This is a genomic window from Alistipes sp. dk3624 (assembly GCF_009557455.1).
GTDB lineage: Bacteria > Bacteroidota > Bacteroidia > Bacteroidales > Rikenellaceae > Alistipes_A > Alistipes_A hominis.
This window is the reverse complement of the sequence record NZ_CP045651.1, coordinates 40253-59132: the sequence shown is the minus strand read 5'-3', so window position 1 is coordinate 59132 and position 18880 is coordinate 40253. Positions and strand designations below refer to the sequence as shown.

Sequence of the window (18880 nt, the reverse complement as noted above, 5' to 3'; positions counted from 1 at the left end):
TTGATGTTGTGAGGATTTTTCGTTATTGACGGAATCGAGGGCGAGAGCGTGCGTACAGACAATATCATAGAGACGACAAATCATTTCCGTTGCATCGACCTCATTATCGATCGTGCCAAGGAGAGGATTACCGAATCTCTTATCAAAGAATTGCACGCAATACTCAAATCGGGAACATCGAACAGCCGCAAGGAGTGGTTCGCCGTCGGAGAATACAAACGCCTACCAAATGAGGTAGGCGGTACCGAAACCACCGCACCGGAAAATGTGCGACGCGAAATGAAAGCCCTGCTTGCCGAATACAACGCCAAATCGAAAAAGTCGTTCGCCGATCTGCTCGACCTGCATCAGCGTTTCGAATCCATACATCCGTTTCAGGATGGCAACGGTCGTGTCGGTCGGCTCCTCCTCTTCAAAGAGTGCCTCGCAAACGGCATCGTGTCTTTCATCATCACCGACGACCTGAAGATGTTTTATTACCGAGACTTGCAACGCTGGCCCGAAGTAAAAGAGTATCTAACGGATACCTGTCTTAACGCACAAGATAACGATAAGGCGATACTCGACTATTTCAAGATCAAGTATTGATTCTATTCGTGCCCCCAAACGTTACAACTGTCCTGCTCCGCGATCATCCCCGGCACGGCGACCGTATCGCGTTTATCTACTTTGCCCTTACGCTGGGATATGGATGACCGTGCGTCCATTAATTAGGTATCGAAGTCTCGAATATGTCGATGCGGGCCACCTTACGGCGGCGGCCTTCGTCGCCGTAAGGATGTCCGTCTCGGCGAGCCACTCCTCCACGATCTGCGTCAGGTTCAGTGTCGTTCTCATATTCGGTTTTCATAATGGGCGCAGGCGGCTCCATTTTTTCGCTTGCAAACCACAACCGCACGCCCATTTTCATCGGTTTATATCATAGGCAACCAAGTGTTGGTTATCTCGTGTGCGATTCGATGCCCGACGCGGTTATGGCACGGATAACAAAGGCTCTGAAGATTGGCCATATCGAGCTTCGCGCCGCCTCGATTGATCGGGACGATGAGCAATCCGACGGTCTCGTACTATCCGGTGTCGCCGCAGCGACTCAAAATATTACCGGCAAACAGTTCCGGATACAAGCCGGTCATACTCGTCCGTCATCGGCATGGTGTGATTGATTCTGAAACACAGTTGTGTGCAACGAATACCCTCGGCGGGATCGGCTTCTTCAGGTTGGCGCATGTCTATTCTAAATTCCTTTACTCTCTCATTCATCCTCATTTACGCTTAATTCGGATACAAAAATAAGGATTTGCAATGGAACCTATAAACTGAAAAAATCAAGAACCGTAATTTAGGTAAACTTATCCGTAATCCGTCTATCATCTATATATACTTTATCCGCTATTTTTGCAAAATAAAAAATACCTGAATGTTATATGAATACAGAAGTAATGCTCTTAATCGGAGCCGGTCAGATAGGGATGGCAATAGCTCGAAGAATGGGCTACGGAAAGAAAATCGTAGTGGGCGACAGGACGCAGAAAAATGCGGAAAGTGTCAGCAGGATTTTGAATGAAGCAGGATTTGATACGAGTCCCGTAGAGATGGATTTGTCTTCAAGGGAATCCATTTTGAACATGATTGCCGAAGCCCAAAAGTTTGGTGAGATTTCAATGCTTGTTAATGCTGCGGGCGTATCTCCCAGTCAGGCACCCATTGAAACCATTTTGAGGGTGGATTTGTATGGAACGGCCCTCTTGCTGGAAGAAGTTGGCAAGGTAATCGGGTGCGGCGGTGTCGGGGTTACCATCTCCAGTCAGTCGGGACACCGTATGCCGGCTCTCACTCCGGAAGAGGACGAGCTGCTCGCCACCACTCCGACTGACGCGCTGCTTGCATTGGATATGTTGCAACCGGACCGCATCCGCGACACCCTGCACGCCTACCAGATGGCGAAACGCTGCAACGTGAAGCGTGTCATGGCGGAGGCCGTAAAATGGGGAGAACGGGGAGCGCGTGTCAATTCCATCTCGCCGGGTATCATCGTAACACCTTTGGCTATCGACGAGTTCAACGGTCCGAGAGGCGAATTTTACAAGAACATGTTCGCCAAATGTCCGGCAGGTCGTCCCGGAACGGCAGACGAAGTGGCCAATGTCGCCGAACTACTGATGAGCGGCCGGGGAGCGTTTATCACGGGCTCCGATTTTCTCATCGACGGAGGGGCCACCGCGGCCTATTTCTACGGAGAGTTGAAACCTGAAAAAACAGATAACAAATAAAATATAAAGAAGTTATGAGACCTTATATTATTTGCCACATGGTGGCATCCATCGACGGAAGAATCGACTGTCCGATGGTGGCACAGATCAGCGGTGAAGAGTATTACACCACATTGGAAAGTTTCGGTTCGAGTTCCAAATTATCCGGTCGGGTGACGGCCGCGCTTGAATGTACCGCAGTAAAGGAGGAAATTTCCGGGTATGCCGGTGCGAGACTTGGCAAAGAGTCTGTCCACAAAGCAGTGGAAAGCGGGGAGTACACCGTCATCGTCAATACCCACGGACGGTTGCAGATGGCATCCGGCGAGGCGGACGGGCATCCCCTGCTTGTGGTGATGAGCGAGAACGTGCCGGAACCCCATCTTGAGATGCTTCGCAAGAACAATGTATCATGGATAGCGACGGGAAAAGAGCGCATCGACCTGCACCGTGCAACGGATATTTTAAGCGAACAATTCGATGTGAAACGTTTGATTATTGTCGGTGGAGGCAATATCAACGGAGGCTTTCTTGAAGCCGGACTCATCGATGAAGTCAGCCTGTTGCTGGCTTCGGGTATTGACGGCCGCAAGGGACAGACCGCCCTGTTTGACGGCTGCACCTGGAAGAGTGAAGCACCCTATCATTTGAAACTGCAAAGTGTCGAGCGGATAGCCGGAACGGAAACGGTCTGGATTCGTTATCGGTGTAAATAATACAACCTCCGAAAACAGTATGAAATCATGAAAAAGATTCTGTCGATTTTAACCGTGCTTTGCATATGCGGGATTTCCGCATTCGCACAAAACACTGCACCAAAAGAGAATATAATGAAAGACAAGAAAGTATTGGTGGCATTTTTCTCCCGTACCGGAGAGAATTACAATGTCGGAAACATCAGCAAAGGCAATACGCACATCATTGCCGAGATGATTGCGGGAGAGACCAATGGCAAATTGTTTCAGATAGAACCGGTGAAGCCTTATCCCGATGAATACAGGGCTTGTGTGGACATTGCCAAAACAGAAAAAGAGAACAAGGCCCGGCCTGCCGTAAAAGAGGACATTGCCGCAGAGGATTACGATGTCATCTTCCTGGGTTATCCCAACTGGTGGGGAGATATGCCGATGGCGGTCTATACCTTCATCGAAAAGCACGACTGGAATGGGAAGACCGTCATCCCGTTCTGCACGCACGAGGGCAGCGGATTGTCCGGCACGGAGCGTCTTTTGGAACAAGCCTGCAAGGGCGCGACCATTGCCAAAGGTCTCGCAGTTCAAGGAACTACCGCCCAGAACTCGCAGGCCCAGGCAAAAAAGACCGTGCAGTCCTGGCTGAATAAATTGAAATAAAGGAATTCTTGTGCATCACAAACAGCCCCTGCCGCAAATTTATCCGGCAGGGGCTAAATTATTTATCCCGCTTTTCTAATTCATTCCCGTAACATTTGCCAGTTTTTCGGCGGTTCGTGCCGTCGTTCCTGTCGCTGATAAATAGGCGACGAGGATACCGCGAAAACCATCACCGGAACAAGCAGCATCGATAGAATGAATATCTTTTTCATACCGTCTCCTATTTTATTCCGTATAACCTATATCTTCCAGCCATTGGGCTATCATCGAGTGGCAGTCGGACGTCTGGGACGAACGGATCCAGAGGCTCGGCGTCAGGAAGTTCCCGTCGGGAATCAACCGCTTGGCGTCCGACTCCACGCCGCTGATGCCGCTACTCGAACTCGATACGATCAGACCGATGCGCTTACCGACCATCTCCGCACCATGGTTGAACAGGAACGTCTGCAAAGGAGCCGCCATGTTGCTCCACCAAAGCGGCGCCGCCACGATGATGGTGCCGTACTGCCCGAACTCTACCTCTACGGGATCGATTGCCGGATAAGAAGATGCATTGCCGGGATTGTTCCGGATCGCCTGAATCAATGCACTGCCGATGGCGTAATTGTTCGCTGCATAGTCGAGTCCTTTCTCGGCCGGTTCCACCCGTATCACATCGGCTTCGATCTGCGTGCGCAGGTCACCCACGACGGTATGCACGTTGTTCGTGAAACTGTAATAGACGATGAGCGTCTTTCCTGTTGTCGGATTCGGATTCGGATTCGGGTTCGGGCCAGGGTCAGGGTTGGGATTGGGGTCCGGATTATCCGGCTGATCGGGGTCGTCCGGATTTTCAGGAATTTCCGTCGGGGGTTCATTCTCCGGATCGTCATCGGGAGAACAGGCGTTCAATCCCACTGTGATGAACATCGCAAAAAGAAGATACAGAAACTTTTTCATATTCATATATTTTACTGGTTTACATTGCAAAAATAGCCAGAGCCGGACGAACGGGCTTTGTTCGTCGGCTCAATTAAGTTTGCTATAAAGCTCATTCAGTATTTTTTGCCACTTGATTTCAACATCCTCTTCTTTTCGCAACAGGTCGAGCAGATTCATTCCGCATGTTCCGCTGAAATCGAACAAGGTCGGAACATATCGTTTGTCCGTATCCAGCATGTTTTCGCTGCGTGTCGCAAACGGCGGACAATACTCATCTGCGACCTCCTGACGGATTTGCGCCAACAGCGTATCGTAATATCGGTATAAGTATCCTCGGTTTCGAGTTCCACCATATCGCTCTTTACCATGTCGTGAATATAACCGGCTATTGTCCGCGTATTGCCCGTATGGGAGAAATAGACGATCTGTGCCTTGCGGTTACCGGCAGGAGCGACCGGTTCTTCCAGTTTCTCGGCCGGAGGCATATCCGACAAATCCTTACGAGATTCATCAGCGGAACATCCTGTGGCAGTCGCCATGAGCCACGCGAACAGAAGCAATATTTTCGTTTTCATATCTGATATTTTTTAGTTATTCCTTTGATGCAGAGGTAAAAGCAAAGCCTCGCAACGTATTTGCTGCGAGGCTCAATTTACTTCGTTCGTAAGTTCAAGATTATTGTAATTTGTCGTACTCTTCGTCGGTTACGGGTTCGAGCCACTCGTTGGATGTTTTTTCTCCGGGAACGTCAAATGCGAGGTGCGCAAACCAACTGTCGGCTGCTGCGCCATGCCAGTGCTTTACACTTCTCCGATGGGAAAATCATTTCGCGCTGGAATACCGCTTTTGCATCCTCACCGGTGGCGTCTTCCGCCTATCCTCCGCCAACTATGGTTTCATAAGATAATCCATTATAGTAAATACTTTACATTATCGTCCCACCTGCCGCTGCTGTTCGGCGTTGTAGCGGTCGCCCACGACGGGAAGGGCGACGACGGCTGTTTCGAGTTCTCGCCACTCCTCCGCTGCGAGGTCGAAATCGAGCGTGCACAGGTTTTCTTCCAGATGCGAGAGTTTCGTGGTTCCCGGAATCGGCACGATCCACGGGGCTTTCTGCAACAACCAGCCGAGAGCCACCTGCGCAGAAGTCATGCCGCGCGTGCGACCGAACTGTTGTAGCACATTCACGATGCGCGTATTGGCTCGTATCGCTTCCGGCCGGAAACGCGGCAGGGTCTGACGGTTGTCGTTCGTCGGGTCGAAGACCGTGTACTCGTTGATACAACCGCCCAGAAATCCCCGGTTGATCGGGCTGTACGGCACGAAGCCGATACCCAGCTCGCGGCAGGTGTTCAGCACGCCGTTCGTCTCCACGTCGCGGTGCATCAGGTGGTATTCGCTCTGAATGGCTGTCAGCGAGCATACGGTATGGGCCCGGCGGATGGTGTCGGCGCTGACCTCGCACATGCCCCAGTGCTGCACCTTGCCCTCTTTCATCAGGTCGGCGATGGTCTGCGCCACCTCCTCGGCAGGCACGTTCGGGTCGGCGCGGTGCTGGTAGAACATAGACAGCGTGTCGAGCCGCAGGCGGCGGAGCGAATCCTCACAATACTTGCGAATCGTTGCAGGACGGCTGTCCTGACGCCCCGTGCCTTTGCCGTCAATGACTTCGTGTCCGAATTTGGTCGTCACGTTGATTCTGTCTTTGAACTCCGCCAACGCTTCGCCTGCCAGATTCTCGTTGGTCAGCGGCCCGTAGATGATGGCCGTATCGAAAAGCGTTACGCCACGTTCCACAGCTTCATGTAGCAGGCGGATACACTGCTTCTTGTCCGGGTGCTGGCTACGGTTGTAGGTCATGCCCATCACGCCGAAGCCAATAGCGGACACTTCGAAAGCCGCCCGGCCCGTGCCGAGCGTACGGTGCGGCATACCGCCTTTTTCCGTGGACAATGCGTTTTCTCCGTTGAATGCGACATTGGCGGCTTTTACCTTATCTATTGCGGGCTGAATAGTCAGTGCCGCTCCTACTGCGGCCGCAGTCTTCAAAAAACTGCGCCGGCTCATTCCCTTTTTCTCTTCCATATCTATTTCTTTTCGATCGTTTTGATGATTCTTGCCGGATTGCCCGCTACGACGGTCATGGCCGGCACGTCTCTCGTCACCACGCTGCCGGCGCCGACGATGGCTCCGTAGCCGATCCTAACGCCCGGCAATATTGTAGAGTTGATACCGATCCACACCTTGTCCTCAATGACGATCGGGCGGCCGTAGGTGGCACTGCGGTTGTCGGGATTGACATCGTGATTGATGGTTATGAGATTAACCTTCGGGCCGATAAAAACATCATTGCCGATGGAGATGCCACCGCGACCGAAGAAAGTACAGCATTGTTGGATGAAGCATCCCTTGCCGACGGTCACGGGCTTGCCGTAGTCGATGTAGAGAGGCGGCAATACGGTGGTGCTCTTATCGAGCGGTTTGCCGAGAATGCGCCCCATATACTCGTGTACCTCTTCAGGCGTGCGATAGCCCGTGTTCATCTCCGTCGCCGTTTTCATCGTGGCGAAGATGTCTGCAATCAGCTTTTCGTAACCTGCGTCATTAGGCGAGACCATTTCGCCGTTCAAGTCCTTTGCAAAAATATCATTCATAACTTCTTTTGTTTTTAATATTCTGATGCAAAGGTAAAAAGGAAACCTCGCAACCATTTTGCTGCGAGGCTCAAACAACTTTGTCGTGAAGTTCATTCCGATTTTCTTCCAGCTCAAATCATACTGGGAGCATAACCGTATGTTTCCTTATAAACTTTCGAGAAATGGGAAAGATTCTTGAACCCGACATCGAAACAGGCTTCCGTTACCCGCTTCTTACCGGACTTTATCAACTCGTGTGCGGCCTCCAACCGGCGTTTAATGATCCATTTCTGCGGCGTCAAGTCGCTAACTTTGGCAAAATCGCGTTTGAACGTCGCCAGACTGCGACCGGTATAACTTGCGATCTCTTCCATCGACAGGTCATACATGTAGTTATCGTTCAGATAGTCGATGATGTTTATTTTCCACGGATCAACGAAATCGAACAGTGAAGCGTAGAGATTCTTGTCCGTGTTTAGTAAGACATAAGCCCCCTCGATCATCTTGAGTTTCAACACGTCATCGGAGGGTTTCACGCCCGCATCGAAATAGGGGACAACCGACTCAAACAAGCTGCGGATGTCCGGACGGTTATTCGGCAATACACGCAAGCTCACTTTTTCACGCTTCGATTCCATAGGAATCTCTTTTCTGTCGAGTGTCTGGTAGAACTCCCGCAGAAACGGTTTCGTGAATTTCAACACGACGGAGCGGTAAGGATGCTCCTCGTCGGCGTGTTTCTGTAACCACATGCGGTTGTCTCGCCGCATGAACGCGCACTCGCCCGGATGCAATATCGTTTTCTTGCCGCGTTCCTCGATTTCAAGTTCGCCTGAACACAGGTAGATCAGCGTGTGTTCCCGATTCTCGTGGGCGCAGCCTCTGTCATCTGTGAAAAAACTTGCTATAAGGACATTCGAGCAGTCAAATACATTCAGTTGTTCCATATCAATCTCTATTTTTTGCAAAAATAACGAGTTGCGTCTATTATTATCTGTTGTAAAGCTCATTTTTTATCTATTGAGTTTAGTGACGTTAAAAGACTTGTATAGTATTAACATATCATTATCTTTGTTTTTTACATAGAAATAGATGTCCCGTAGAAGATTCCTTTATCACCCAGAATCTGTACGACATAAAGCGACAGGAATACGTAACCAACGTTGTGATCTACGTTCGGAATCCGCTTCGACAAAGAGCCGATAGGATCGGACAAGACCTGTCCAAATTTATCAACTCAATTTATTCTTTTATACTCGCCGGGGGAAAGTCCGGTCATTTTCTTGAAGAGAAAGCCGAAATATTGCACCGAAGGGAATCCGAGTTCTCGTACGATCTGGCAAAGCGGTTCCTGTGACAGGCGCAATTTCCGTTTCGCGATCTCGATACGCCTGAGTTGCATGTGGCAATGATGCGTGTGCCCGAGTTCCTGTTCGAGAAGGTCTTCGAAATAAGCTTCCGACAACCGGAGCCGTTCCGCGCAACGTGCGGCGGTAAGAGGGCCCCGTATCGCCCATTTTCCGTCGGTGAGGTAGCGGTCGGCAAAGGCTTCGTACTCCCAGACAAGGGCTTCGTTCGCCGTATTCCGGGTGATGAACTGCCGCTCGTAAAAGCGGGTCGTATAATCCAGCAGCCGGATGATATGCCGGGTCAGAATCGCGCGCGTGTAGCGATCCGCACCGTGACGGAGTTCCCGGCGCAGATCGTCGAAACAGGAGGTGAGGATGCGACGTTCTTCGCAGGATACGTGGAGCGCTTCTGCGGGAGCATACGAAAAAAACGTATACTCTTCGGCCCGTTTCTCCTGTACGCAGCCCTCGAACAGATCGGGGTGGAATGCAACCGCCCACAGGCAGGAGGCCGGAAGTCCTGCATATGCAGCGTCCGGATGGCGGCAGATCAATGTCCCGCAGTTGTAATCGTAGTACTGCCGGCCGTATTTCGTCCCGGATTCGGAAACATCCGCCGCCATGACCAGCGCATAGTATCCGCATCGGACGAGGGACGGGAGCGCCGGGCGGAGATCGGCAGCTTCGCCGATATAGAGACCGGGAAATTGCAAGTCGCTCATCGCCTTTTCCGCATAAAAACTATTTCCGCGAGCGGAACTCGTTGGGGGTGCAACCCGTAACCCGTTTGAACATCCGACTCAAGTGCTGCGGGTATTGGAAGCCCAGGCCGTAGGCAATCTCGCTCGTCGTCTTATCGGTCGACAGCAAAGATTCTTTGGCCCGTTCGATCAGCTTGTTTTGAATGTATTCCGAAGCGGTCTGTCCGGTCTGCTTGCGGATCATATCGCCGAAATAGTTTGCCGAAAGAAACACCTTGTCGGCAAAGTATTTGACGGTCGGCAGTCCCTCCTGCAACGGGGCCTCGCTGTCGAAATAGTCGTCCAATAACCGTTCGAAACGGACGATGATGTCTCTGTTCACCTCTTCGCGCGTGGTGAACTGCCGTTCGTAAAAACGCATACAGTAGTCGAGCAACAGCCCGATGTTGGCCGTAATCAGCCGGCGGCTGTGCTTGTCGATGCCGTGCTTCAGTTCCGCTTCGATCTTATACAGGCAATCCATCACGGTTTGCCGCTCCTCTTCCGAGAGGTGCAACGCCTCGCGGGTTTCGTAAGAAAAAAAGGAATAATTCCGGATCTCCTGACCGAGCGCCGTTCCGCGGATCAGGTCGGGGTGGAACAGGATACCGTGGGCATTCGGCCGGGTATTTTGCGACATCTCGGTCTCCACGACCTGTCCGGGCGCGAAACTAACGATCGTCCCGTCCTGATAATCGTAACTCTGACGGCCGTACATGATGTCGCCGCAACGGGTATCCTTCAGGAAAAGGGCATACACCCAATAATTGATCCTGAAATGCTCGGGCCACCGCGTCGCTTTCGACAAATCGACCACGCTTACCAGCGGATGCCGCGTCTCGAGTCCGAAAAATTTGTTGTACTTGTCTACTTCGTCGAGTTTTATAATCTCTTCCATAGGTCTGAACGGTTTTCTTTCGAGCAAAAATAACTTATTTAATTCAAACGGCGCACGGCCTCACTGCAGAATCGGGGATTCGGGTATGAATATCGGTAAATCGTATACAATCCCGCCGTTTTATCGCGGTAATTTTGCAATCGGAAGTTTAATAAAAACTGAAAATTATGGATGGCAGAGTTTTTTTGAAAACGGCATTGGGCCTGCTGACGTTTCTGGCTTTCACGAACGTCGCGGCATCGGGAAAGACAACGTTAAAAAACATAAAATCGACCGACATGGACACATTGGAATTAACGCAGGAGTGGGACAAGACCTTCCCGCAGAGCGACCGAGTGGAACACTCGAAAATCACTTTCCACAACCGTTACGGCATCACGCTCGCCGCAGACGTGTATAAACCGAAGAATGCGCGGGGACGCCTGGCCGCCGTCGCGGTCAGCGGCCCTTACGGGGCGGTGAAAGAGCAGGTTTCGGGCCGTTATGCGCAGACCCTCGCCGAGCGCGGCTTTCTGACCGTCGCATTCGACCCCTCGTTTTACGGAGAGAGCGGCGGCGCGCCCCGCTACCTCACTTCGCCCGAAATCAGCACGGAAGATTTCAGCGCGGCGGTCGATTACCTGACCGCCCGCGAAGATGTCGATCCCGGGCGCATCGGCATTCTCGGCATCTGCGGTTGGGGCGGGTTCGCGCTCAATGCCGCAGCCAACGACCCGCGCATCAAGGCTACGGTCACTTCCACCATGTACGACATGAGCCGCGTGAATGCCAACGGATATTTCGACGCCATGAGCGCCGACGATCGCTACAAGTTGCGCGAACAACTGAACGCCCAACGCAGCAAGGACTACGGCAACGGCAGTTATGAGCGTAACGGCGGCGTAGTCGACCCGGTTCCCGAAGACGCTCCGCTCTTTGTCCGTCAATACCACGACTATTACAAGACCGAACGGGGCTACCACCGCCGGTCGCCGAATTCAAACGAGGGAATCATCAAAACCAGTTCCCTGGCATTCGTCAATATGCCGATCCTCTCCTACATCGGCGAAATACGCAGCTCCGTACTGATGATACACGGGGCCGAGGCCCATTCGCGTTATTTCAGCGAAGACGCCTACAAACGGCTGACGGGAGACAACAAGGAACTGCTGATTATCCCCGGAGCCAACCACGTCGATCTTTACGACAACCTCGATGTCATACCTTTCGACAAAATAGACGTTTTTTTTAAGGAAGCCTTGAAAGGAAAATAGGATTCCGATTGCCGAAATCCCGCTTACCGAACAGCGACGGCTAAGGCCCATTCCGACCATCTCGACAATTTGCTCGGAGCGGGAATGATTCGTCCGTCGGCCTGGAAAACGGAAACGTTCGACCGGGAATACGCGCAAATCGATCTGATAGGTCACCTCGCCGAAAGTCAGATCGACGAATAAAACAGGTTTATAAAAACTGATTATGGTCAAAACAATCATAGGCTTTCTGTCTCTGTTCGTCCTGCCGTCATGCGGCAAATGTCTGAATCTGGATAAGCAACCCGGCATGTGCGCCAAACTGCCGATGGCGGCCGACGGCATCGTGCGGCTGTCGAAAGTAGAGGTCTATCCGGAATATCTCGACGAGTATATGAAGTATGCGACCGAAGTGGGCGAAATCTCCCTGCGTACCGAGCCGGGGGTGCTGACCATGTATGCGGTCAGCGAAAAGGAGAATCCCCGCAGGATAACCATTCTCGAAACCTATGCGAGCCGCGAGGCTTACGAATCGCACGTTGCATCGGAGCATTTTCAGAAATACAAACAGGGAACGCTGCATATGGTCAAGACGCTCGTGCTCTCCGACCAGACGCCGCTCAACCCAGCAAACCGCATCAATAACTTCATCCAATAAACGAAACGATTATGAATAAATTCCTTTTATTTTCAGTATTCAGCATGTTAACAATCAACGTTATGGCACAGGAAAAAATCGTACAAACGGCCGGACGCGACCAGTTAGGCGACTTCGCTCCCAAATTCGCGGAACTCAACGACGACGTCCTTTTCGGCGAAGTGTGGAGCCGCACCGATAAACTCGGTCTGCGCGACCGCAGTGTAGTGACCATCGCTTCCCTGATCAGTCAAGGCATTACGGACAATTCGCTCGTTTTCCATCTTCAGTCGGCCAGAAAGAACGGAATCACCCGCACGGAGATCGCCGAAATTATCACCCACATCGGTTTCTATGCCGGTTGGCCGAAAGCGTGGGCGGCATTCAACCTGGCAAAGGGCGTGTGGGCCGAGGATACGGCCGGCGAGGACGCCAAGGCCGCTTTCCAGCGCGAAATGATTTTCCCGATCGGCGAACCGAATACGACATACGCCCAGTATTTCACCGGCAACAGCTACCTCGCCCCGATTTCGCGCGAGCAGGTATCGATCTCCAATGTCACGTTCGAACCCCGCTGCCGGAACAACTGGCATATCCACCGTGCGACGAACGGCGGCGGACAGATGCTGATCGGCGTGGCCGGGCGCGGCTGGTATCAGGAAGAGGGAAAGCCGGCCGTGGAGATTCTTCCCGGCACGGTCATCCACATTCCGGCGAATGTCAAGCACTGGCACGGGGCGGCGACCGATAGCTGGTTCGCCCATCTTGCATTCGAGGTTCCCGGCGAGAACGCTTCCAACGAGTGGCTCGAACCCGTTACGGACGAAGAATACGGTCAACTCGACCAGCGATAAAAGGTTCGCCGGCGAAGGTCGAACGGCTCTACGGCATCGAATGTCCGAAATGAATACGGGCATACCGAAAACAGACTCCCGTAATCGATCGTATTACGGGAGTTCTTTTGTTGCGACGGGACGTTTTTGCAATCGGAAGCACAATCCGTAATTCGGGTATATAAACCGGGGAATTATCTACAAAAAGTACGACCGGGACAATCTACTTTTGTATCAAATAAATAATATAAATAAAGAGAGATGAAAAAATTACTATTGCTTCCGTTCCTGCTGCTCGCCGTTCTGTCGATGGTAGCCTGCGGGGGTTCCGACAACGAACCGTTTACGCCCGGACAGCCCGAAACTCCCGAACAGCCCGGCGGAGGAGACGATACGGACGATTCCGATACGCTCGCTCCCGAAGGCAGCGGCCGATACCTGGTACTTTACAGTTCGCGCACGAGTAATACCGAACGTATGGCGCGACAGATCCGGACGGCACTCGACTGCGACATGATAGAGGTGGAACCTCAAATGCCTTATGAGAACGACTATAACGCCATGCTGGAGCGAGCGCAAGAGGAACTGGCCGCTATCGAGCAAGGCCGTTATCCGGCCGTCGGCACTTCGGTAGACAGCTTCGACGGTTACGATATCGTGTTCGTCGGCTATCCGATCTGGTACGGCAGCATGGCGACGCCAATGCAGGCTTTCCTGCACGAACACGCCTCGAAACTCGCCGGCAGGCGGATCGCCCTGTTCGCCACGAGCGGCGGCAGCGGTATATCCGCTTCGATCGGCGAAGCGCGGTCGCTCTGTCCCGAAGCGACCTTCGTCGATCGAACGTTGCTGCTGACCTCCTCGACACTTTCCCAGATGGAGGGCCGCGTTGCGGAATGGCTCGACGAAATCGGCGCCGGCCGTGAAGAACCGGTCACACCCGGCATCTCATCGCCGAACGTAAACATCTCGGTCGGCGACCGCACGATTACCGCCACGATGGAAGACAATGCCGCCGCACGGGATTTCCTTTCGCGCCTGCCGTTGGAAGTGACGCTGAACGACTACAACCAGACGACCGAAAAGATTTTCTATCCTTCCCCGGCACTGACGACCGCCGGCACCGCGCGCGGCTGCGTCCCCATACCCGGCGACATCACGATCTACGCGCCGTGGGGTAACGTGGCGATTTTTTGCAAGAACGGATCGCGGAGCAACGACCTGATTAAAATCGGACATATCGACGGCGACGGCATCGAGGCGTTGCGTGTCGCCGGCGATGTGCGGGTAAAATTCGAACGGCAATAAGATAACGAACAAAACATGACTATCGAAACTTTCAAAGAATACGCGAAGACGCGCCAGGCGCTCGACTCGGAGGAGATTCGCCGTTTTATGGACGAAATGAGCAACGAGGCGAGGCGCGTCACCTTCCGGCTGAACGCATCCTTCCATACGGCGGACGAAGTGCGCGGGTTGCTTTCCGACCTGTTCGGCTACCGGGTTCCGCCATCGCTCCGCGTCTTCCCGCCGTTCTATACGGACTTCGGTAAGAACATCGCCGTAGGAGACGAAGTGTTCATCAACGCTTGCTGCCACTTTCAGGATCACGGCGGGGTAACCCTCGGCGACGGCTGCCAAATCGGGCACAACGTCGTATTCGCCACGCTCGATCACGGACTTGCTCCGGAAGACCGTAAAACGACTTATCCCGCCCCGATCGTTTTGGGAAAGAACGTCTGGGTAGGGTCGAACGCCACGATTCTTTCGGGCGTAACCGTCGGCGACAATGCCGTCGTGGCAGCGGGGGCCGTAGTAACGAAAGACGTGGCGACGAATACGGTCGTCGGCGGTATTCCGGCACGGCTCATCAAATCGATCAAAAACGAATAACACGATAAACGATGAAACTTATTTCGAATACGGAATTCGGAGGCGAGCGCCCCCTGTTCGAATCGCACGATCTCCGGCTGGAGAACGTAACCGTCCGCGCCGGAGAGTCGGCCATTAAAGAGTGCAGCAACATCGAAGCCGTCAATTGCCGGTTCGAAGGGAATTATCCTTTCTGGCACGTCCACGGCTTCGCCATCGACCGATGCTTCTTCGATGTCGGCGCCCGTTCCGCCCTGTGGTATTCCGACCACCTGAAAATGACCGATACGCGGATCGACGCTCCCAAGATGTTCCGCGAGATGCATGACATCGAGATCGAAAATGTGGAGATGACCGACGCCGACGAGGTGTTCTGGCGGTGCAACCGGCTGAACATAAAGAATCTGAAGCTGCACGGAGGAACTTATCCGTTTATGTTCTGCAACGGACTCCGCATCGACGGACTGGAAAGCGACAGCAAATACGTGTTCCAGTATGTGAAGAACATGGAACTGCGCAATGCCAAAATCACGACGAAGGACGCTTTGTGGGAAACGGAAAACGTGACGGTTTACGATTCCGAGCTGAACGGCGAATACCTGGGCTGGCACTCGCGCAACCTGCGTCTGGTGAATTGCAGAATTTCCGGTACGCAGCCCCTGTGCTATGCGGAAAACCTCGTGTTGGAGAACTGCGTGATGGCCGACGACTGCGACCTGGCTTTCGAGTACAGCAGCGTACACGCCACGATCGACAGCCCCGTCCGCAGCGTGAAGAATCCCCGCAGCGGCCGCATAATCGCCGAGAGTTACGGCGAGATTATCCTCGACAAGCATATCAAGGCTCCTGCCGACTGCGCGCTGAAACTCCGGGACGAACGGACTTGTTTCTCCGCCTGATAATTTCCGGACAGGCCGATGGGAACGGGAAACGACAATACCGATTACCTTTTATCGCTCATCCGCGAAGGAAAAAAGATGACGCTGGGGCAGCAGTTGCGATTGACCGCCTACCTCAGTGCGCCGGCCGTTATGGCCCAGTTGTCTTCCATTGCGATGCAGTATATCGACGCTTCGATGGTAGGGAGCCTGGGGGCGAACGCATCGGCCTCCATCGGGTTGGTATCGACCACGACGTGGCTGTTCTGGGGACTGTGCGCGGCCGCAGCAACGGGGTTCTCCGTACAGGTGGCGCACCGGATCGGGGCCGGCGACTTCGCAGGGGCCAGAAAGGTGCTCCGGGAATCCGTTGCGGCTACATTTATATTCGGTTCTTTGCTGGCGGCCGTCGGCGTCTCCATCGGCGGAGCGCTTCCAGGCTGGCTGGGCGGCGACGAGGCCATACGGCACGATTCGTCCGTTTACTTTCGGATATTTTCGCTTTTTTTGCCGGCCCTGCAACTGAATTTCCTTGCGGGCGGGATGTTGCGGTGCAGCGGAAACATGCGCGTGCCGAGCCTGTTGAACGTACTGATGTGCCTGCTCGACGTCGTGTTCAATTTCTTTCTGATCTTCCCGACACGGCAAATGGAGATTCTGGACTTCAGTTTCGTCGTACCCGGTGCGGGCCTGGGCGTGGAAGGCGCGGCATTGGGAACGGTGCTCGCCGAACTGGCGACTGGCGGAGGGATGATGTGGTATCTCTGCCTCCGGTCGCCCCTGCTGAAACTGTCCGGGGAACGGGGGCTTCTCATGCCCCGAAAGGATACGTTGCGCAAAGCCGTGCGCATCGCCCTGCCGATGGGATTCGAACACGCGGCCATTTGCGGCGCGCAGATCATGACGACAGTTATCGTCGCCCCGCTCGGCATCGTCGCGATAGCCGCCAACTCGTTCGCCATCATAGCCGAAAGCCTTTGCTACATGCCCGGCTACGGCATCGCGGAAGCGGCTACGACACTGGTCGGACAAAGTCTCGGAGCGAACCGGATCCGGTTGCTCAGGCGTTTCGCCAACATCACCGTCTGGTCGGGGATGTCGGTCATGGGGATCATGGGCGCGCTGATGTATATGGCGGCTCCGCAAATCATCGGCGTGATGACGCCCGTCGAGGAAATCCGCGTACTGGGAGTCGAAATACTGCGAATCGAAGCTTTTGCCGAGCCGATGTTCGCAGCTTCCATCGTGGCCTACGGCGTTTTCGTCGGAGCGGGTAGCACATCGGTTCCCAGCCTGATGAATTTCGCGAGTATCTGGGGCGTCCGATTGACGTTGGCCGCATGGCTCGCTCCCACGATGGGATTGCGCGGCGTGTGGCTCGCCATGTGCATCGAACTTTGTTTCCGAGGCGCGATATTCTTAGTCAGACTCTGGGGCGGTAACTGGATTTATAAATTACGGATAAAAAAATAAATTATGAAATACGATTTCGACACAATTATCCCGCGTCGCGGGACGAACTCCTACAAATGGGATACCCCCGAAGAAGAGGGCGTACTGCCCATGTGGGTGGCGGACATGGACTTCCGTACCGCTCCAGCCGTTATCGAAGCCTTGCAGCGGCGCGTGGCGCACGGGATTTTCGGCTATACCAAAGTGCCGCAGGCTTATTACGATGCCGTCGTGCGGTGGTTCGGGAACCGTCACCGCTGGCAGGTGGATCCCCCGTGGATCGTCTATACGAGCGGCGTCGTACCGGCGTTATCGGCGATCATCAAAGCCCTGACGGTTCCGGGCGACAGGGTGATCGTCCAAACCCCGGCATACAACTGTTTCTACTCGTCGATCCGCAACGACGGATGCGAAATGTCGGCCAATCGCCTCGTTTACCGGGACAACCGCTATACGGTCGATTTCGACGATCTCGAAGCGAAAGCCGCCGATCCGAAAGCGAAGCTGCTGCTGCTGTGCAACCCGCATAACCCGGTCGGACGGGTCTGGACGCCGGAAGAGTTGCGGCGTATCGGCGACATCTGCCTGCGGCACGGGGTATTCGTGGTTGCGGACGAGATCCATTGCGAACTGACCTACGAAGGGCATGACTATACGCCTTTCGCCTCCTTGTCCGAACGCTTCCTAATGAACTCCGCGACCTGCGTCTCCCCAAGCAAGGCGTTCAATTTGGCCGGGCTGCAAATCGCCGACATCGTCGCTGCCGACGAACAGGTTCGCCGCCGCATCGACCGCGCCGTCAACATCAACGAAGTGTGCGACGTCAACCCGTTCGGCGTGGCGGCCACGATAGCGGCTTACGACGAAAGCGGGGCGTGGCTCGACGCCCTGCGAAAGTATTTATGGGGAAACTACGAATACCTCCGCCGCTTTTTCGAAGAACGACTGCCGCAATACCCCGTGCTGCCGCTCGAAGGAACTTACCTGGTCTGGATCGATTGCCGGGCGACCGGTATCGGCTCGGACGATACGGCCCTGCGTTTGCAGGAAGAACAGAAACTGATGGTCAATTCGGGCACGCTGTACGGCCCCGGCGGAGAAGGATTCATCCGGCTGAATATCGCCTGTCCCCGGACGCTGCTTGCCGACGGACTGGAACGGACGGTACGTGTCCTGGAGCGCCGCCGGGATTGAATCGGCCGGAGATAATCTGAAATCGGGCATCGAAACATAACCGACATTAAATCATACACATATGACCTACCCATCCTATCTGCGTCCGGGAAAGGCCGTCGCCCAATGCACGCCCAGAATTTTCGCATAGCACCTCTTCGATCGTATCGTCGAACCAGGGCGGATGCGTCGCTTCTACTTTCTGCTTTCCAGAATGCCGTCCGCGTGCCGCTGCGCCCATTCCACCAACCCGTTCAGGTACGGCATCAGGCTCCGGCCCCGGTCGGTCAGACGGTATTCCACCCGCGGAGGCACCTCGGCATAAGCTTTCCGTTCCACGATCCCGTCCGCCTCCAGCGTGCGCAGCGTGACCGTCAGCATCCGTTGCGACACGTCGCCGATCGACCGCTGCAAATCGCCGAAACGCATGACTCCGTTCGTTTGCAGCGAAACGAGCACGAGCAACGACCACTTGTCGCCCAGCCGGCTCAGCACGTCCCGGATCGGACATATTCCGTCGCGATGAAAATTTTGCATGATTTTTTCTGATAACGACTCCCTGAAGATCAGCAACGGTTACATGCGTGTAACTTACTTATCTGCAAGTGCCTTCTTGTTTTTACTTTTCGTTTCCGCTACATTTGTTCACAAATATAAC

General features: G+C 53.8%; 20 protein-coding genes and 2 pseudogenes. 12 read left to right on the top strand and 10 right to left on the bottom strand.

Annotated elements, in window-relative coordinates:
* Positions 1–30 precede the first annotated feature (30 nt).
* A pseudogene (locus GFH31_RS00275) lies at positions 31–588 on the top strand (Fic family protein); the annotation flags it as partial.
* Positions 589–675: 87 nt separating this feature from the next.
* Here the strand turns inward: GFH31_RS00275 and GFH31_RS00270 are convergent.
* The gene (locus GFH31_RS00270) at positions 676–837 is read right to left on the bottom strand and encodes a hypothetical protein (RefSeq protein WP_153498041.1); all 162 of its coding nucleotides are present in this window, start codon (positions 835–837) and stop codon (positions 676–678) included.
* Positions 838–914: 77 nt separating this feature from the next.
* Positions 915–1052 carry an HNH endonuclease gene (locus GFH31_RS13000; RefSeq protein WP_118458644.1) on the bottom strand — a complete coding sequence of 46 codons (138 nt, stop codon included), beginning with the start codon at positions 1050–1052 and terminating at the stop codon, positions 915–917.
* Between the two features lie 372 nt (positions 1053–1424).
* Between GFH31_RS13000 and GFH31_RS00260 the strand changes: the two genes are divergently transcribed.
* Genes GFH31_RS00260 through GFH31_RS00250 form a run of 3 tightly spaced genes read left to right on the top strand, consistent with a single transcriptional unit; the run spans position 1425 to position 3601 of the window.
* Positions 1425–2270, top strand: coding sequence for an SDR family oxidoreductase (locus GFH31_RS00260; RefSeq protein ID WP_118458642.1), 846 nt, complete (start codon positions 1425–1427; stop codon positions 2268–2270).
* Positions 2271–2284: 14 nt separating this feature from the next.
* Positions 2285–2965 (top strand): dihydrofolate reductase family protein, encoded by a 681-nt coding sequence (locus GFH31_RS00255; RefSeq protein WP_153498040.1) that lies wholly within the window; start codon positions 2285–2287, stop codon positions 2963–2965.
* Positions 2966–2992: 27 nt separating this feature from the next.
* Complete coding sequence (locus GFH31_RS00250) at positions 2993–3601, top strand: flavodoxin (RefSeq protein ID WP_153498039.1); 609 nt, start codon at positions 2993–2995, stop codon at positions 3599–3601.
* A 225-nt stretch (positions 3602–3826) separates the two neighbouring features.
* On the opposite strand, the gene GFH31_RS00240 is transcribed toward GFH31_RS00250, so the two are convergent.
* From GFH31_RS00240 to GFH31_RS00210, 7 genes are all read right to left on the bottom strand, one after another.
* On the bottom strand, positions 3827–4540 hold the full coding sequence (locus GFH31_RS00240; RefSeq protein WP_153498038.1) for a flavodoxin: 714 nt from the start codon (positions 4538–4540) through the stop codon (positions 3827–3829).
* Positions 4541–4695: 155 nt separating this feature from the next.
* The gene (locus GFH31_RS00235; RefSeq protein WP_228385773.1) at positions 4696–5097 is read right to left on the bottom strand and encodes a hypothetical protein; all 402 of its coding nucleotides are present in this window, start codon (positions 5095–5097) and stop codon (positions 4696–4698) included.
* 355 nt (positions 5098–5452) lie between these two features.
* Positions 5453–6607, bottom strand: coding sequence for an aldo/keto reductase (locus GFH31_RS00230; RefSeq protein ID WP_153498037.1), 1155 nt, complete (start codon positions 6605–6607; stop codon positions 5453–5455).
* A gap of 2 nt (positions 6608–6609) precedes the next feature.
* Positions 6610–7176, bottom strand: a complete 567-nt coding sequence (locus tag GFH31_RS00225; protein ID WP_118458668.1) for a DapH/DapD/GlmU-related protein — start codon at positions 7174–7176, stop codon at positions 6610–6612.
* Between the two features lie 113 nt (positions 7177–7289).
* On the bottom strand, positions 7290–8105 hold the full coding sequence (locus GFH31_RS00220) for a helix-turn-helix domain-containing protein (protein WP_153498036.1): 816 nt from the start codon (positions 8103–8105) through the stop codon (positions 7290–7292).
* Between the two features lie 290 nt (positions 8106–8395).
* On the bottom strand, positions 8396–9229 hold the full coding sequence (locus GFH31_RS00215; protein ID WP_153498035.1) for a helix-turn-helix domain-containing protein: 834 nt from the start codon (positions 9227–9229) through the stop codon (positions 8396–8398).
* Between the two features lie 19 nt (positions 9230–9248).
* Entirely contained in the window at positions 9249–10145 is an 897-nt protein-coding gene (locus tag GFH31_RS00210) for a helix-turn-helix domain-containing protein (protein WP_118458634.1), read from the bottom strand.
* Between the two features lie 167 nt (positions 10146–10312).
* Between GFH31_RS00210 and GFH31_RS00205 the strand changes: the two genes are divergently transcribed.
* From GFH31_RS00205 to GFH31_RS00165, 8 genes and pseudogenes are all read left to right on the top strand, one after another.
* A complete protein-coding gene (locus tag GFH31_RS00205) occupies positions 10313–11398 on the top strand; it encodes an alpha/beta hydrolase (RefSeq protein WP_101570709.1) in 1086 nt (361 codons plus the stop codon).
* A 256-nt stretch (positions 11399–11654) separates the two neighbouring features.
* Positions 11655–12035, top strand: a pseudogene (locus GFH31_RS00195) (putative quinol monooxygenase); the annotation flags it as partial.
* A gap of 11 nt (positions 12036–12046) precedes the next feature.
* Complete coding sequence (locus GFH31_RS00190) at positions 12047–12868, top strand: carboxymuconolactone decarboxylase family protein (protein WP_153498033.1); 822 nt, start codon at positions 12047–12049, stop codon at positions 12866–12868.
* A gap of 240 nt (positions 12869–13108) precedes the next feature.
* Positions 13109–14155, top strand: coding sequence for a cyclophilin-like fold protein (locus GFH31_RS00185; RefSeq protein ID WP_118458628.1), 1047 nt, complete (start codon positions 13109–13111; stop codon positions 14153–14155).
* Positions 14156–14170: 15 nt separating this feature from the next.
* Complete coding sequence (locus GFH31_RS00180; RefSeq protein ID WP_101570714.1) at positions 14171–14740, top strand: DapH/DapD/GlmU-related protein; 570 nt, start codon at positions 14171–14173, stop codon at positions 14738–14740.
* An 11-nt stretch (positions 14741–14751) separates the two neighbouring features.
* Positions 14752–15618, top strand: a complete 867-nt coding sequence (locus tag GFH31_RS00175; RefSeq protein ID WP_101570716.1) for a DUF3737 family protein — start codon at positions 14752–14754, stop codon at positions 15616–15618.
* An 18-nt stretch (positions 15619–15636) separates the two neighbouring features.
* Positions 15637–17070, top strand: coding sequence for an MATE family efflux transporter (locus tag GFH31_RS00170; RefSeq protein WP_153498032.1), 1434 nt, complete (start codon positions 15637–15639; stop codon positions 17068–17070).
* A gap of 3 nt (positions 17071–17073) precedes the next feature.
* Positions 17074–18243: a MalY/PatB family protein gene (locus tag GFH31_RS00165; RefSeq protein WP_118458626.1), complete on the top strand. Its 1170-nt coding sequence runs from the start codon at positions 17074–17076 to the stop codon at positions 18241–18243.
* A 174-nt stretch (positions 18244–18417) separates the two neighbouring features.
* Here GFH31_RS00165 and GFH31_RS00160 read toward each other — a convergent pair whose 3' ends face one another.
* Positions 18418–18759 (bottom strand): winged helix-turn-helix transcriptional regulator, encoded by a 342-nt coding sequence (locus GFH31_RS00160; RefSeq protein ID WP_153498031.1) that lies wholly within the window; start codon positions 18757–18759, stop codon positions 18418–18420.
* Positions 18760–18880: the final 121 nt, after the last annotated feature.